This window comes from Spirosoma sp. 209 (assembly GCF_002006735.1).
Lineage (GTDB): Bacteria > Bacteroidota > Bacteroidia > Cytophagales > Spirosomataceae > Spirosoma > Spirosoma sordidisoli.
Genome location: NZ_MVEC01000001.1, coordinates 48274 through 64605, shown reverse-complemented (window position 1 = coordinate 64605; position 16332 = coordinate 48274). Strand labels below are relative to the sequence as shown.

The following is a 16332-nucleotide window of genomic DNA, read 5'->3' as shown; positions in this document are numbered from 1 at the left end:
CCGACGCTATTCATTGGTCTAACGAATCCGGATCTGGCCCGGGGCGATCCATGAATAGCCCCGGCATTTATGCCGGAGGTTGGTAGCGGTTGGGAATTGGTTGCGTCGGCATGAATGCCGACGCTAGTCATTGGTCTAATGAGCCCGGATATGGCCCGGGGGCGATCCATGAATAGCCCCGGCATTCATGCCGGGGGTTGCCCGATCAAAGCGCCATCAATTCGCCCGAGGCCCATACGCTTTTTGTGGTTAGCGACTGATCGAGCCGAAGCAGGTTGGCGACGTAGCCGGGCTGAATTTTTCCTAACTCGTTGCCCATCCCGATGATCTCCGCCGGAATCGTGCTGGCCATCCGCAACGCATCGGACAAGGCGATGGCGGCCTGATTGACCGCCACCCGAACGCAGTCGATCAGCGTCAGGGCTGATCCGGCCAGTTTCCCTTCGTTGTTGACGTAGCGGCCGGGTCCGTTGGCATCCGGCTCGTAATGAACCACAAATTCACCCAGCGAGAATGTAGCCCGTGGCCCGGGGCGGCCCGGTGAGCTGGCAAACAGGGCGTCGGAGATCAGAAACAGCCGGTCGCCCAGCAGCTTATGGGCAATCCGGATCGTGGCCGGATCGCAGTGGTAGCCGTCGGCAATGATGCTGGCCCGAACCGCCGGGTGGTCAAAAACGGCCCCCACAACGCCCGGCTCGCGGCTCTCGAACCCACGCATGGCATTATACAGGTGCGTAGACAGGGGCGTGAAACCACTGTCGAACGACTGCCGGGCCTGAACATAGGTCGCGTTGGAGTGGCCCAGCGACAGCAGCGTGTTCGTATGTTTCAGCCGCTGGATGGTATCCCGTTGCGAAGGCGTCAGTATCTCGGGGGCCAGCGTCAGGATGCGGATCACGTCGGCGTTGGTACCGAATAGCGTTTCCAGCTCGCCCTCGGCCGGGGTTCTGACGTAGGCGGCACTGTGGGCGCCCCGCTTGATGGGGTTGAAATAAGGCCCTTCTACGTGAATACCCGGCACCCCGAACGGATTCTCGTGCCGAACGGTCTGTACCGCGGCCATTGCCTGCTGCATCAGATCGAGTGAGGTCGAATGAATCGTGGGCAGCAGGGTTGTGGTGCCATTGCGGGCGTGGGTGTCGTATATGTGGCGAACCGTGTCGGGCGTAGGCTGATCGTTGAGGAAACGGTGAGAACCCCCGTAGAGCTGCAGATCGATCAGGCCCGGCACCAGGTAATCGCCGTTGATATCCAGCACATCGGCATCGGAGGCCGTTACGGGATCGGTGGTCAGTTCCTGGATACGACCGTTGGCCAGGCGCACCGACGCACCGGGTAGCCACTCGTTGCCGGTGAAGACAGTGGCGTTGGTAATGTAGTTCATCTGCGTCTCGTAAAGGCTGTTTTTCGTGCGACCAACCGACTGTCGGCCGTAAACATGGCCGGAATCTAGCGGTTATTTCGTTTTTTTGCGAACTAATTCGAGCCATTACCCATCCTGTCTTTTGAACGCCGTTCGTTTATCTCCTGCCCCTGGTCCTGTTCGGGCTACTATCCCGCTGGCTTCGTCGAAGAGCGAAAGCAACCGCGCCCTCATTCTCGATGCCCTGACCGGTTTCCGGTGTGACCTCCAGAATTTATCTACGGCCCGCGATACGCAAACCATGATTCGGCTGCTGAAAGCAGGCGCGTCAACGGGGCTGCCCGACACGGCCGATGTGCTCGATGCGGGTACGACCATGCGGTTTCTGACAGCCTACTTCGCCGTAACGGGGCAGCCGAAGATCATGACCGGAACCCCCCGCATGTGCGAACGGCCCATCGGTATCCTGGTCGATGCGCTCCGAACCCTCGGGGCCGATATTACCTACCTTAACAACGAAGGCTACCCACCGCTGCAGCTGAACGGATTCAGCGCGTCGGGCCAGCATACGCTCAGCATCCGGGGCGACGTGAGCAGCCAGTACATCTCGGCCCTGCTGATGATTGCGCCGGCGCTGCCGCAGGGACTGACCCTGACGCTGACGGGCCCGATCGGTTCGCGGCCGTATATCGAGATGACGATAGCGCAGATGGTTTATTTCGGAGCCGATGTGCAGGCTAACTGGGACGAACGAACCATTACGGTAGCTCCCCAGCCCTATACGCCAAAACCGTATCAGATCGAGTCCGACTGGTCGGGTGCCAGCTACTGGTACAGCGTGGTGGCCTTGTCCGGCGATCCTGATACCACCATCGATCTGCTCGGACTGAAGCCGCAGTCGTTGCAGGGCGACAGCGCTATTGTCGAGATCATGCGGGCACTAGGGGTCGAGAGCACCTTTACCGATCAGGGCGTGAGGCTGACCCGGCGCCCGGCCGAGTCGGCCCTGAGCTGGGATTTTACCGACTGTCCGGATCTGGCGCAGACTGTGGCCGTCTGTGCGGCCGTTAGCGGGGTGGCGCTCACCCTGACCGGCATCGAAAGCCTGAAGATCAAAGAAACCGACCGCGTGCTGGCCCTGCAGACCGAACTTCAAAAACTGGGGGCCGAGCTGGTAGAGGTCGAGTCGAACCACCGCTACGAAGTCCGTTCGCTGGCTGGTGCCACACCGGAGTTACCGACGCCCGTTATCGATACCTACGACGATCACCGGATGGCCATGGCCTTTGCGCCGGTGGCGATGCAGCGTTCTGTCATGATCGAGGAGCCAGGCGTTGTGGCCAAGTCGTACCCCTCGTTCTGGGAAGATATGGCTAAAGTTGTCACGGTGGAGCCGCTGGCCGAAGGGACTAAAGCCTAGCTGCTCATGCCGGGGCTGGTGGGTCGATCAACGACGCTGCGATTTTCGTAATTGGTCAGTAGGATTGCTTTTTTCGTCATCGACCACCCGGTCGGTTCGTCGGACCTTTGTAGGGTACTAAACGTTCGCACGAACACCAATCCAATGAAATACCTGCTCAAAGCCGAAGAATTCGCCCTGTTTCTGGCGTGTGTGTACCTGTTTTCGCAATTGACGTTTGCCTGGTGGTGGTTTCCGGCCCTGCTGCTGCTGCCCGACCTGAGTATGGTGGGGTATCTGATCAACCCGGCCGTGGGCGCGGTAACCTATAATCTGGTTCACCACAAAGCGCTGGGTATCCTGATCGGCATCTGGGGGCTGGCTGTCGGTAATCAATACCTGATGCTGGCGGGGATTATGCTGGTAGCGCATTCGAGCATGGACCGGGTGGCGGGCTACGGCCTGAAGTACGCCGATAGTTTCAAGCACACCAGTTTAGGAGGGCTGTAGAAGCAGCGGGGCTGGCGCAGACAGGCGCCCCCGGTGCGGGCTGACCGGGATGAACTAACTACCCTCCCGACAGGCGATTGGGGTAAGCCGACACCGATGAAACACCGTATGGGGTTAGCGTCTCAGTATCAATTCGGTCTATTCATCATATGAAATAAGTCGACTGCTTTGTTTTGTCAAAAATTCGCCTGTTTTTTGCGTGTCTCTGCATCAGATCCGTTATGAACTACACCGCCCGTTTAACCAGCCTTTTTTTAGGGAGCGCTCTGCTCGCTGCCACCTCCTGCCAGAAACTGGCTCCCATCGACGCTGAGGTTGCCCCGACCCGGCTAACCCTGCCTGCTTCGATCGACTATCATGCCGAGGGTACGCTCGCTCACCTCGTCTATCGGTCTCTTTTTACCTACAACGCGGCCAATCAGCTGGTGTCGGTTCGCGACTCGCTGCTGGCTGCTTCGCCCGGTAACCAACCTGTAAACCAGTGGGTGCGGTTTGCGTATGATAACAACCGTCTGTCTGCTATTTCGATAGACGCGCTTTCTGACGATCGAGATTCGGATTTCTTTAATCAATCCAAGCCGGGTCGCTTCGAACTGGCGTATACCGGTCAAACGATCAATGCTCGTTTGGTGATCGGGGGCCAGACCGTTAAAACGGCCTCTTTTGCCGTCGACCAGCAGGGGTATCCGCTGAAGACAAATGTCAGTCTGGGCCGGCTCTTTCTGGATAGCCGGGGGAACCTGGATGCTGCGGCCGAATCGAGCTGGAACAAGGCGCGCAATCCGAATAACTTTTCCGAGGTTGTAAATCAGCAGTACGATCCGCACCAGAACGTGTTTGCGCAGAGCAAAGAGTATCAGATACTGACGGCGCTACTAGCCGTTTTTAACCGGGGGGTGTTCTCCTCCGGCCTGGTTGGACTGGATAATGCGCTGACGACCAATAACCTCCTGTCCCGTACTATAAAACACTGCACCGCCCTGTACGGCTGCAACACCTATACGCTGGTCAGCGAAACGCAGCAGGTCAACGAGCGTGGATTCCCGACGCAGCGCAACGCTCCGCTGGGCGCTATGGGTAATTTTCAGTATACGATCACCTACAAGTGAACCGAAAAATAAGTCTTCGAGCGCCTGTACCAGACTGAGTCTTGTCAGGCTGCCGAAGCTGGCATCTAGCTGGCGTACAACTGCTGACGATAGGCGCCCGGGGTCTGGCCGGTCCATTTTCTGAACGACCGGAAAAAAACGCTCGGCTCCGCAAATCCCAGCAGGTAGGCAATGTCGGTGGTGCTGAAATGCGGTTCGCGCAGGTGCTTTATCGCCATATCCCGGCGCACCCGATCCAGAATCTGCTGGTAGCTGGTCTGTTCGCTTTTCAGATGCAGCTGTAACGTCCGGATGCCCATAGCGAGCCGGTCGGCAACGGCCGCCAGCGTCGGTTCTTCTCCTTTCATCAATACCAGAATCTCGGTCCGGACCCGCTCGGTCAGGGCCGGGGTTTTCAGGCGTTTCATCGATTCGTCGGCCTGTTGGTCAAACAGGGTAAACAGCCCCGGGCTGGCGTTCAGGATGGGCGTGTCGAGCAGGGCGCTGTCGAGTACCAGGGCCGATTCGGGCGTGTCGAACCGGAGCTGGGCCGGACCGAAAACCCGTTCGTGCTGGCTGGTATCGGTGGGGCGCGGGTAAGCAAACCAAACCTCTCTGGCTACGAGCGTTTGCCCCGTCAGCGCCCGCATGGCCGCCAGGTAGACCGACAATTCTGACTCCACCGCATAGGCCGGAAAAACAATGTCGGGGCTGGTCAGCTGCAGCGACAGCACATAGGCCGACCCTTCGTGCCGACCGCTGGTGCGGATGCCTTCGCAAACAATATCCTGATACTGGATGAGTTTCTGAAAAGCCTGGCCCAGGCTGGGGCAGTGCATCATCACATAGGCCAGTACGCCAAACGACAACGGGTTCACCAGCTCACCGATCGAGAGCGCAATAGACGGATCGCCGGAGCGGCTTACGATTTCCTGCCAGAGGTGCTGCATGGTCCGGATCGGCAGTCGTTCGTCGGGGTTGCGGAGCCGGGCCGGATCGATGCCTACCGCCCGGGCCAGCTCCCCCGGGTCGAGTCCGCGTTGCCGAACCGCAAACAGAACCAGATTGACCGACGCCACCGACAGCCTATGATCAGAAGCCGGCGCTGGGCGGATAGCAGACGAGGCATTGGTAGCCATCAGGGATAGTAGTCTAGTTGGTTGCGTAAGTTCTTAAAATAGTCACCCGCCTGCAACAGTCGGCTGCCGTACCAGGAGAAAATCTCGCCATCGACAATCGCGACCCGGGCCGCCGGACAGAGGGCCTGGAACTCGGCCCGGTGCTTGTCGCTGAAGGGGTAAGGCTCCGACGACAGGAAAATCAGATCGGGCCGGGCCGCCCGCAGCGCGTCGGGGTCCAGCTCGGGGTAACGGCGCTGATGGGCAAAGGCATTCCGGAAGCCTGCTGCGGTGAGCATGGCATCGATGAAGGTACCGCCTGCCGCTACCATATACGGCTTGCGCCAGATCAAGTAAGCAACCGAAGGCGAAGCCGAATCGGACGGAAAAGCGGGCAGGCTGTTCGTGATCCGGGTAATGATGGATTCGGCCTGCCGGCTTCTGCCGACGAGCGTCCCTACCTCGCGGATCATCGACAACGCTTCAGGAATCGTAGCCATGTCGGTAACGTGAACGCGGTACTGCTGCTGCAGCGCTTCGATCTGCGCACGGGTGTTTTCTTCCTTATTCGCCAGGATCAGGTCAGGCCGAAGGTCGTGAATACGGTCCAGATTCAGCGTCTTGGTACCACCCACTATGGGCTTGTTCCGTACCCGGTCGGCAGGGTGGATGCAGAACCTGGTGACCCCCACGATTGTATCGTCAAGTCCCAGATCGAACAGCAGTTCGGTTTGCGACGGAACAACGGAAATAAGGCGTTGGGGACTCATAGAGTGGTATTCAGCGGCACAATTTGGGCATTCGTCTCCTCATTAACGTCTTTTAACAAAATACAATCCGCCAAACCGGATATTTATGCAACATTCAACCGACGAATCGCTCTTTAGGCCATGAAACAGACTCTATTCACCGCGCTCTTATCTACGTTACTGGCAACCTCGGTTGCGCTGGCCCAGACGCCACCTACGGCGGGAAAAATCACCTACGAAGGCATGCGCCGGGTCGACCTGTCGCAGGTACGGATGGTGATCAACGGTCAGGAAGTACGGCCCGGAAGTCCCGGCGCGCCCGATGCGCCCGAAGGAATGCCGGAGGTGATCTCGTTTACCCAGAAGCTGATTTTTTCGGGCACCATGGCCAAGGAAGAACGCGACCGGCCGCAGAACATGATGATTAGCCGGACCATTGGCGGTGGACCCGGCGGGGGCGGTGGCGTTCCCCGCGAAACCCGCATGACGCCCCCGTTTGAGCAGACGACCTTCCTGGATCTGGCCAACCGCCAGCGTATCGACGTCATGACGATCACCAAAGATTCGGTGAAGACCACCTACCGGACGGAACGGCCCATGCCCAAACCCGAAAACTGGCAACCCTCCGACAAAACCCGCAAGATTGCCGGCTACCTCTGCCACAAAGCCACCGCTACGGCCCGTCTGGCCCGCCCCACTATGGGTGGTCGGCCTGGTGATGCGTCGGCTACCGCGCCGGCCCCCGGTGAAGCCGAAACCTATACCGTCTGGTACACGACCGAGCTGCCGTTTACCTACTCGCCCGTAGCCGCGCTGACGCCGGAGCGGGGCGTGGTGCTCCAGATCGAATCGGACAACGAATCCTTCAAAGCCACCAGCGTATCGGCCGAAGCGGTTGCCGATAGCGCCGTACAGCCCCCCGCCGATGCCAAAGCCATTTCGTCGGACGAGATGAACGAGCTACGCCGGAAATCGATGGCTACGTTCCGGCAGCGGATGATGAACGGTATGCCCCCCCGTAACTGAGAAAGCGCTCAAACCCGCTCGGTCAGTGGTGGCAGACCGGCCCGTTCCTCAAACAACTTATGAAACGACTTCTTCTGTTCGTCTTTTTGGTATGTCCCGTCTTCATGCAGGCTGCGCTGGCTCAGTCGGGCAGCATCCGGGGGGCGGTTGTGGACTCGTTAACCCGCAAACCCTTGCTCGAAGCATCGGTATCGCTGCTGTCGGCGCGGGATTCGTCGCTCGTTACGTTCGGAATTACCGATGGCGAGGGGCAGTTCACATTCCCGAAAGTGGCTGCGGGGGCGTATCGGGTGCTGGTTACCTACGTAGGCTACCGGGGTAAGGCCCGCCCCGTAACGGTCTCGTCGGCCACGCCCAATCCGGATGCAGGTACTATCGATCTGGTGGCTACCTCGCAGACCCTCGGCGAAATTCAGGTGCAGGGCGAAAAAGCGCCCATTGCCGTCAAAGGAGACACGCTCGAGTTCAACGCCGATTCGTTCAAGACCCGCCCCAACGCCCAGGTAGAGGACCTGCTCAAGAAGCTGCCGGGGGTTGAGGTCAGTCGCGACGGTACCGTAAAGGCGCAGGGGCAGGAGGTCCGGAAAGTGCTGGTCGATGGGAAGCCCTTCTTCGGTAACGATCCGAAAATGGCCACCCGCAACCTGCCCGCCGACATCATCGACAAAGTACAGCTCTACGATCAGCAGTCGGAGCAGTCGCAGTTTTCGGGGGTCGACGATGGCGACCGGGAAAAGACGATCAACATCACCACCAAAAAAGACAAGCGAAAAGGATCGTTCGGGCAGCAGTCGGTAGCGGCCGGGCCGCAGCCGGGCGAGGACGTTCGGTATTCAGCGCGGGCCAGCCTGAACCGGTTCAACAATGGTCGGCAGATCTCGGTGCTCGGCATGGCCAATAACATCAACCAGCAGGGGTTTACGGCGCAGGACCTGGGCCTGGGCAGTAATTTTGGCGGGGCCGGTCAGGGTATGGGCGGGGGCGGAGGCAGTAACCTGGTTCGGGTTGGCGGGGGAGGCACCTTCGCTGGCGTGGGTAACGGGGGGCAGGTCGGTAATAATGCCATTACCCAGTCGTGGGCCGGTGGACTGAACTACCGCGACACCTGGGGCAAGAAAGTAGACGTGGCCGGGAGCTATAACGCCAGCCATACCAACACCCTGACCGATCAGCGCAGCCGACGCGAGAACGTACTGCCCAACGGCCTATCGGGTACCGGTCGGGCCGACTCGGCCTTTGTAACCAATCGTGAAAACGGCTCCGACAATACCAACACCAACCACCGGTTCAACCTCCGGCTCGACTACCGCCTTGATTCGCTGACAACGATCCGGGTTATTCCGAACCTGTCGTGGCTGAATTCAGGCTTCCAGACCCGGAGCAGCTCGCAGACCCTCGACGGGCAGGGCCGCCCGGTCAACACCAGCAATACCAACTACACCTCGACCGGAACCGGTTTTACCGCTAACAACTCGGTACTGTTGCTGCGTAAGTTTCGCAAGCGCGGGCGAACCGTATCCCTGAACTGGAACATGGCGATGAACGACTTCGATAACGAAGGGGTCAACCGCTCGCTCAACACCTTTGCCCGGCCCAACACCCCCATTTCGACAACGGCAAGCGGACCGGTTAGCCAGACGGCCCCGTTCGAACAGGTCATCAACCAGCGTAACGATCAGGAAACCCAGTCGGTAACCAACAGCATCAACCTCAGCTATACCGAGCCGCTGTCGTTGCGGCAAACCATCGAGTTTCATTACGCCCTGTCGAACAACAACAATACCTCGAACCGGTTCGTCAATAATTTCAACGAGGCCACCGGCCAGTACGACCTGCCCAACGCCCAGCTCAGCAACCGATTCCTGAATACGTTCATGACCAACCGGGCCGGTATGACCTGGCAAACCAACCGGCTCAAATACACCTACGCCCTTGGTTTCGACGCCCAGCAGGCCATGCTGAACTCGGACAACCTTACCCGTGACACTACTGACATTACCCCCGGCTCCACCTTCAGCCGGACGTTTACGAATCTGCTGCCCAATGCCCTGTTTACTTATAACTTCGGGAAAAACCGCCGGCTGCGGATCAACTACCGCACCCGCATCAACGCGCCCAGCGTGAGCCAGTTACAGCCCGTACCGGACAATACCAACCCGCTCAATATCCGGCTCGGCAACGCGGCCCTGCAACCCGAATATACCCATACGCTGTCGCTTAATTTCAACCGGTTTCAGCCAACTACCTTTCGCAATCTGTTCGCGTTCGTGAACCTGAGCCGGACCGATAACAAGATCGTAAACGCCACCCGTTTCAACGAAACCGGCGCGCAGGTGACGCAGCCCGTCAATACCGATGGTTACTATACGGCCAACGGGTCGCTGGTGCTGGGGCAGCCCGTTAAGCTGGGTCAGCAAAAGGCCAATCTGAACCTGACCACCAACCTGACCTACAACCGGGGCACCAGTTTCGTAAACGACCGGGCCAATCTGGCCAACAACTGGCTCGTGGGGCAGGGGCTGAACATCAGCTCGAACTTCACCGAAAAGCTGGACCTGAACCTCGGCGGTACCATCAATTTTCAGTCGGCGCGGTACTCGCTCCAGCCGCAGCAGAACACGACCTTCCTGAACCAGACCGTCACCTTCGATGCGTTCTACCAGCTGCCGGGCGGCTTCACGGTATCGACCGATGTGTACTACAACCACTACGGCGGCTCGTCGGGTGCTTTCAACCAGTCGTTTACCCTCTGGAACGCCACGCTGGCCAAACAGCTGTTCAAGCAAAAGCAGGGCGAGATTCGTTTTCAGGCATTCGATCTGCTGAACCAGAACCGCAGCATCGTCCGGAACGTGACCGACACCTATACCGAGGAGGTGCAGAGCCGGGTCCTGAACCGCTATTTTCTGGTCAGCTTTGTCTACAACCTGCGTAATTTTTCGGGCAATGCGCCCGGCATGAGTCCGTTTAACCGGCAGAGCCCCGGAACCGGTCCGCGGAGCTTCCGCCGGAACGGGTGAGTAAGTCAACGGCCCGATCGGCTTGTAGGAGAAACATACGCTACTATGAAAACGACTCTGCTGACAGTAGGGCTGGTATCGGCTGGCTTCGGGACGCTGGCCCAGCCAACCGACGTGCCACCGGCCGACATCCAGATCAGGACCGCCGTGCTGGCGGCTCCGGCCGATAAGCAGGCCGGCGCTACCGTATACGGCTACTCGGCCAAAAACGAGTTCATGGTATTACGAAAAGGCACCAACGAACTGATCTGCCTGGCCGACGATCCGGCTCAGAAAGGGCTTAGCGTTTCGTGCTACCACCGCGATCTGGAACCGTTCATGAAGCGGGGCCGGGAGCTGAAGGAGCAGGGGAAGAAGCCCGGTGAGATACTGGAAATCCGCGAGCAGGAGGTAAAGGCTAAAAAATGGGCCATGCCAAAGAATCCCTCCTCGCTGTTTGTCTATACCGCCAAACCCGACAACTACGATCCGGCTACGGGCACCGTAAAAGAAGGCTACCTGCGGTCGGTGGTGTACATTCCCTACGCAACGGTCGAAAGTACGGGGCTGCCGCTCAAACCCGAAGCCCCCGGTATGCCCTGGATCATGGACCCCGGCACCCACCGCGCCCACATCATGATCAACCCGCCCGTATCGACCACCAGCGGCAAATGAACCAGCCTCTACCAACTGCAAGCCCGACCAGATTAGTCTGGTCGGGCTTGCGTGTTTAAACGATAAGATGACATCCGGTGATGAACAGGTCCTCCCTGACAAAGCCCGGCGTCGCGGCACCGGATCGGCTAGTTCTTGCAGGCCTGGGTGTATGACTTCAGCACGTACTCGAGCAGGTGTTCGGAGTCCTGGGTGCCGGAGTTGAAATCGACGCTGTAGCCGCCTTCGTAGTAAACGGTGGCGGTATAGCTCGTATTCGGTTTGAGGCCCGTCAGAATCCCTTTACCATTTTCGAAAGTAGCGACCGCAACGGGGGTTTTGCCGGTTTCGCCGTAGTAAACGCTGACGGTGGGGTATACCTCGAAATTCTTCCCGTTTTCACATACCGCCCGCACGGTGAAGGCCGCTTTCAGCTGACCGGTCGGAATCGTAACGTCTACGCCAATATCACCGCAGGGATTGGTGCTGCGGGTCGAGCCGAGCAGGGTGTTGTCGAGCGGATCGTACAGCGCCAGTTCGTAATTACCAGCGGGCACGGTAAAGGAAATACGGCCATCGGTGCTGCTCTGCGAAGCGACAACCTGTCGGGTGCCGCCGAAGCCCTGATCGTACCTGAAAAGCGAATACACGTAGGCGGTACCCGTGGGCAGGTTACGAACCGTATAGGTGATCGAGCAGGTTTCGGCTGCGCGCTGGGTGGTTATGCTGTAGTACGAGAGGTGAGTGATCGGAACATCGACAGCCAGTCCGTTGGTTGCCTGCCGAACGGCTACCTCCCGCTCGAACGTCCAGGCGCCGGTTAGTTCATCGTAGCTGTAGATCTCAAGCCGGTCATTGACGGTGATGGGCCGACCCGTTGCCGGATTGAACGTCGTCGTCGGCACGCTCATCTGAATCATAACCGGCTGGCTGAACGTCGATACGATCTGACCGGCCGGATTCTTCATCTCGATCGCCACAAACCCGATTGGGTTGAAAAGGCCTTTGGCGTCGGTTTTACCCTGAGCACTTTTGGCCACCGGCGCCGTCAGACCACCCGGAAAAGCCTGCAGCGCTTCCGGACTTTGTCCGTTGAAGGCCACGACCGAGGTGGTTACGTTGCCCGTAACCGGGGCGCCTTTGCTGTCTTTCAGGGCCGTGCTGGCCGGAATGGACAGGCTCAGCTGGGTAGACGCGATTGAGCCGCTCGCCGGCGTCGTGATCTCAACCACCCGGGGCGACGTCACCACGCCCGATGCCGACGCCGGGGTCGACAGCGCTTTCGAGGCTGCACCCGTCGGGGGCGCGTCGAACTTGACCAGCCGGATCGTAAACGGATCGTTGAGGGCTCTGGTCAGGGTCAGGTTCATGCTGGAAGCGGTATACCCATCGGCGTCCACGACAATGCGCAGTTCGGCCGGGGTCGCGCGGGTTGGCTCGGCCCCGGTCAGGCCGATGAAGATATCGCCTTTGGGGGCTCGGTAGGTGCTGATGGCCTTACCGTCGAAGGTAATGGCCCGGCTGGCGTCTTTTCCTACGATGTACACCTGGATGGGGATCTGCAGCGGTAAGCCGGTTTTGGCGTCAACAACCAGCCCCTGGATTTGGGTTTTGGCCGGTTGGTAGTTCAGTTTGAACACCACATCCTTGAGCGGATCGATATTCTGAATGTCTTTGAGGTTCTGACAACCCACGGCTAGGCCGATGGTGGTAGACAGCGCCACTGCCTTGAGCAGAGAATATGACGATAACAAACGGAGATTCTTCATAAAAGGACTATACAGTTTGAAGGCTGGTATGGATTATAGTTTGTAGGCCAGGCCAATCGTGACAATCGGATAATACTTGAGGGGCTTCAGGTTATTTTCAATGACGGCACCCTGGTCCGACGATGGCTCCAGCAGGCCGGTCGTTTTGAAGGTGATTTGCGGAGACTGCTGGTAGAAAAAACCAACATCAGCCATGAATTTGAGTCGGCTGCGGGTGTATGGATTCCCGAAACCGAGACCGATGTAAGGCGCAATCTTGTTGAAGTCGGCTCTGCCGTCCAGGGTTCCAACTTCGTCGATGGTGAAGGTAATGTCGTTGAACTTCACGTCTTTGACCGGTTTGCCGAAAAAGCTGATCTGGTTAAGGTTGTAAAAAGCCCCGCCCGTCAGCCGAAACCCGGACCGTTTGAACGGATAATAGTCGAGCAGCAGATTGGTGTTGAGGAGCTTCAGCTTGTAATCGAACCCGATCTGAATGTCGTCGGTGTCTTTGCCGCTTGTCAGCGTACCTGAGTAGCTGAACAGGTTGAGCCCAAGCCGGGCCGCCAGTTGCCGGTTGATGGAGTACCCAACGGCTACGCCACCGCCCGCCGAACCAGCAGAGAGCATGACGGCGAACCCAGGCCGATAGGGGGGCAGCGGCCGGGTCGGGGTGTTGATCTGCCGCTGATCGGTCGAAAGGTCAGTCTGGCAGTAGGCCGACAGAGAGGTAGCCAGCAGCAGGATGAGGTAGCTATATTGCATAGTGTGTTTGTTTATAATTTACGCTAATTTGGTAACAATATGTTATTATAGAATAGATTACGGGTATCTATATTTACTAAGTGGTGGTGAACCTAGTAAAGGGTATATTTCTTAGATAGGCTGAATTCTGATTTGAGGATCAATAAATTATGTATTACCTATAGAAATAATAGTTTTAAAGGCATGGCAACCAGATCATTGCTCGCGGGCGGGCTACCGGCTGGCGTGGGTTTATAAACAAACAGGGAGCTGAACGTCGGTCCAGCTCCCTGTTGCAGGTGCCTTTCGGCCTGCGGGCGTTTTTTATTTGATATACCGGAAATCTTCGTTGCCTTTCAGGGCCAGCAGGGTTTCGTACATGAGTTTGATAACGTTCTGCACGTCCTCTTTATGAACGGTTTCGACGGTGGTGTGCATGTACTTCAGGGGGAGAGAGATTAGCGCCGAGGCAATGCCCTCGGTAGCGTAGGCGAACGCATCGGTGTCGGTTCCGGTCGAGCGGCTTACCGCCTGCCGCTGAAACGCGATGTCCTGAGCCTGCGCCACGTCGATCAGGAAGTCGAGCACGTTGTTCTGCACCGCCGGACCGTAGCAAAGCACCGGCCCCCCTCCGCACTTAAGGTCGCCCTGTTCTTTCTTGTCGTACTTCGGCGACTGGGTGTCGTGGGTTACGTCGGTACAGATAGCCAGATCGGGCTTCAGTCGGCGGGCAATCATTTCGGCCCCGCGCAGTCCGATCTCTTCCTGTACGGCATTCACGATGTACAGCGTGTAGGGCAGGGTAATGTTGTTTTCCTTGAGCAGCCGCGCCACTTCGGCAATCATGAATCCACCCATGCGGTTGTCCAGCGCGCGGCCTACGTAGAAACGATCGTTCAGTTCCATCAGTCCGTCGGAGAAAGTAGCTACCGTGCCGACATGAATCCCCATTTCCTCCACTTCCTGCTTCGTGGCAGCCCCCACGTCGATGGTAAGGTCGGTTACTTTCGGCGCGGCATCTTTGGCCAGGTCGCGGACGTGAATGGCCGGCCAGCCAAAAATACCCGTTACCGGGCCTTTTTTGGTATGGAGCAGCACCCGCATAGACGGCGCAATCAGCGCGTCGGAACCCCCGTTGCGCCGAACATAGATATAGCCGTCGTCGGAGATGTAGTTGACGAACCATGAAATCTCGTCGGAGTGGGCTTCGATAACTACTTTATAGTCTTTGCCCGGCCCGATTACGCCCACCGCCGTACCGTAGGTATCGACAATATACTCGTCGGTATAGGGTTTGAGGTAATCCAGCCAGATCTGCTGCCCCGACGATTCAAATCCGGTCGGCGAGGCATTGTTGAGGTATTGATACAGAAAGTTTTTACTCGATTCGTTCATGGACGTAGAAGGAAAATGGCCTGTGTCTGCGGGCCGTTTCAAAGTAAACGGATCAAATATAAGCGGGTGCCCAACACGGTAAGCAGAATTTTTGCAAACAGCTGAACAAACATGCACGCCATCGTTTACCTTTGCTGTAACTTAGAATTAATATAAATAATACCTGGCCGTGCTGGTCAAATCCCTATCGTATGTGTACCTTTCTTAAGCGAATAACCTTCCTCTTTGTGCTGACTCTCTGTGGGTTGGCGAGCTATGCCCATACGGGCCTCTTCAGCGATACCACCCGCGCCTATGCGGTACCTACGCTATCCCGCACCCCCGCCGGTGAGGTGGCTCTGTCCTGGACCGAAAAAGACAATAATGGTACCATCTATTTCTATTGGGCCAGATCGACGGACAAGGGAAAAACCTTTGGCGACAAGAAGCTGATCTACGCATCGTCGGGCATTGGTAACTCGCGGCTGATGCGACCCAAACTGCTGTTTCGTAAGAATGGATCGCCGGTAGCTGTATTTGCCCTGCGCGGTCCCGAACCCGCCAACGCACAGGCCTCGGCCGCTCCGACCGCTGAGCATAACCACGGCGGACACGAAGGGCAAAACGCCCCGAAGACCGACGCGTCCAAACCGGCCCGTGGTGGTGGTCGGCCACGCGATCTGAGGATTGTTTATGTTACTTCCGCCGATCAGGGTAACACCTGGACCTTGCCCGAGCCGGTTCACGCTGATAAAACACCGAACATTGTACGCGGTTTTTTCGACGCCACCGTGCTGGCCAACGACGAGATAGCCGTAACCTGGCTGAACGATATTCCGGGCAACGAACACGAACAGCGCGATTTGCGGCTGGTAACAACAGCGGGCGGGAAATTTGGCGCCGAGCGCATTCTGGACCCCTACGTTTGTGCGTGCTGCAACATCAGCCTGCTGGTCGACCCCGTCGGCACGCTGCATGTATACTATCGCGAAAATCAGGACAACATCCGCGACATTGCCCGGATGAGCTCGACGGATAACGGAAAAACCTTTACCAAACCCGCCATTCTGTCGAAAGATAACTGGCAGATCAACGGGTGCCCGCACTCGGGCCCAACCTCCAGCGCGGGTGGCGGCAATCCGCTGGTAGCCTGGTTCTCGGGCACGACCGATTCTCCGGGTATCCGGGTGGTGAACGGACAGGGCAAGCGGCTGTTTGTCCTCGACGATCCTACCGCCAAAAATGCGTATCTGGTACCTGCTGCGAAGTCGTCGGTGCTGCTCTGGGAGCAGAGCCAGCCGTCGGAGAGTGGCATGAGCTCGGTAATTGCGTTCCGTACCATCGACGCGGCCGGTGCCGCGGCTACGCAGTACGTCAAAAATGCGCAGAACGGTACCAACGCCAGTGGGGTCGTGGTCGACGGTCAGCTGCTGGTGGCTTACGAAGTGCGGAAGCCCAACAATAAAAACGGTATCGGCTGGGCGTCTGTCAGCCTGTAACTCTAATGGCCTGCGCTTAGCAGCACGCGGAAGTGCCTACCAGAATGGCCACGTCTGACAA

13 protein-coding genes are annotated in these 16332 nt (G+C 58.0%); 7 read left to right on the top strand and 6 right to left on the bottom strand.

The genetic code is table 11. The annotated features are described in order from the left end of the window. Positions 1–205 precede the first annotated feature (205 nt). Positions 206–1384: an N-acetylglucosamine-6-phosphate deacetylase gene (gene nagA / locus B1C80_RS00250; protein WP_077919048.1), complete on the bottom strand. Its 1179-nt coding sequence runs from the start codon at positions 1382–1384 to the stop codon at positions 206–208. Between the two features lie 121 nt (positions 1385–1505). Here nagA and aroA point away from each other — a divergent pair, with 121 nt between their 5' ends. The 3 genes from aroA to B1C80_RS00235 all read left to right on the top strand — a co-directional run bounded on the left by aroA (position 1506) and on the right by B1C80_RS00235 (position 4381). Then, complete coding sequence (aroA, locus tag B1C80_RS00245; protein ID WP_077919047.1) at positions 1506–2783, top strand: 3-phosphoshikimate 1-carboxyvinyltransferase; 1278 nt, start codon at positions 1506–1508, stop codon at positions 2781–2783. 144 nt (positions 2784–2927) lie between these two features. Continuing rightward, positions 2928–3272: a DUF4260 domain-containing protein gene (locus tag B1C80_RS00240; protein WP_077919046.1), complete on the top strand. Its 345-nt coding sequence runs from the start codon at positions 2928–2930 to the stop codon at positions 3270–3272. Positions 3273–3493: 221 nt separating this feature from the next. Continuing rightward, complete coding sequence (locus B1C80_RS00235) at positions 3494–4381, top strand: hypothetical protein (RefSeq protein ID WP_077919045.1); 888 nt, start codon at positions 3494–3496, stop codon at positions 4379–4381. Between the two features lie 65 nt (positions 4382–4446). On the opposite strand, the gene B1C80_RS00230 is transcribed toward B1C80_RS00235, so the two are convergent. Both B1C80_RS00230 and B1C80_RS00225 read right to left on the bottom strand, forming a co-directional pair. Continuing rightward, positions 4447–5499 carry an AraC family transcriptional regulator gene (locus B1C80_RS00230; protein WP_077919044.1) on the bottom strand — a complete coding sequence of 351 codons (1053 nt, stop codon included), beginning with the start codon at positions 5497–5499 and terminating at the stop codon, positions 4447–4449. Continuing rightward, a complete protein-coding gene (locus B1C80_RS00225; RefSeq protein ID WP_077919043.1) occupies positions 5499–6248 on the bottom strand; it encodes a helical backbone metal receptor in 750 nt (249 codons plus the stop codon). The genes B1C80_RS00230 and B1C80_RS00225 overlap by 1 nt, the downstream gene beginning before the upstream one ends. A 120-nt stretch (positions 6249–6368) precedes the next feature. Here B1C80_RS00225 and B1C80_RS00220 point away from each other — a divergent pair, with 120 nt between their 5' ends. Genes B1C80_RS00220 through B1C80_RS00210 form a run of 3 tightly spaced genes read left to right on the top strand, consistent with a single transcriptional unit; the run spans position 6369 to position 10927 of the window. Beyond that, on the top strand, positions 6369–7253 hold the full coding sequence (locus B1C80_RS00220; RefSeq protein ID WP_077919042.1) for a GLPGLI family protein: 885 nt from the start codon (positions 6369–6371) through the stop codon (positions 7251–7253). 59 nt (positions 7254–7312) lie between these two features. Beyond that, entirely contained in the window at positions 7313–10273 is a 2961-nt protein-coding gene (locus B1C80_RS00215) for an outer membrane beta-barrel family protein (protein WP_077919041.1), read from the top strand. 45 nt (positions 10274–10318) lie between these two features. Beyond that, a complete protein-coding gene (locus B1C80_RS00210) occupies positions 10319–10927 on the top strand; it encodes a hypothetical protein (protein WP_077919040.1) in 609 nt (202 codons plus the stop codon). A 128-nt stretch (positions 10928–11055) separates the two neighbouring features. On the opposite strand, the gene B1C80_RS00205 is transcribed toward B1C80_RS00210, so the two are convergent. From B1C80_RS00205 to B1C80_RS00195, 3 genes are all read right to left on the bottom strand, one after another. Further along, positions 11056–12675, bottom strand: a complete 1620-nt coding sequence (locus B1C80_RS00205; protein WP_077919039.1) for a hypothetical protein — start codon at positions 12673–12675, stop codon at positions 11056–11058. Between the two features lie 33 nt (positions 12676–12708). Beyond that, positions 12709–13419 carry a hypothetical protein gene (locus B1C80_RS00200; protein ID WP_077919038.1) on the bottom strand — a complete coding sequence of 237 codons (711 nt, stop codon included), beginning with the start codon at positions 13417–13419 and terminating at the stop codon, positions 12709–12711. Positions 13420–13722: 303 nt separating this feature from the next. Then, a complete protein-coding gene (locus B1C80_RS00195) occupies positions 13723–14793 on the bottom strand; it encodes a M42 family metallopeptidase (protein ID WP_077919037.1) in 1071 nt (356 codons plus the stop codon). A gap of 191 nt (positions 14794–14984) precedes the next feature. Here B1C80_RS00195 and B1C80_RS00190 point away from each other — a divergent pair, with 191 nt between their 5' ends. Further along, positions 14985–16271 (top strand): sialidase family protein, encoded by a 1287-nt coding sequence (locus B1C80_RS00190; protein ID WP_077919036.1) that lies wholly within the window; start codon positions 14985–14987, stop codon positions 16269–16271. Positions 16272–16332 lie beyond the last annotated feature (61 nt).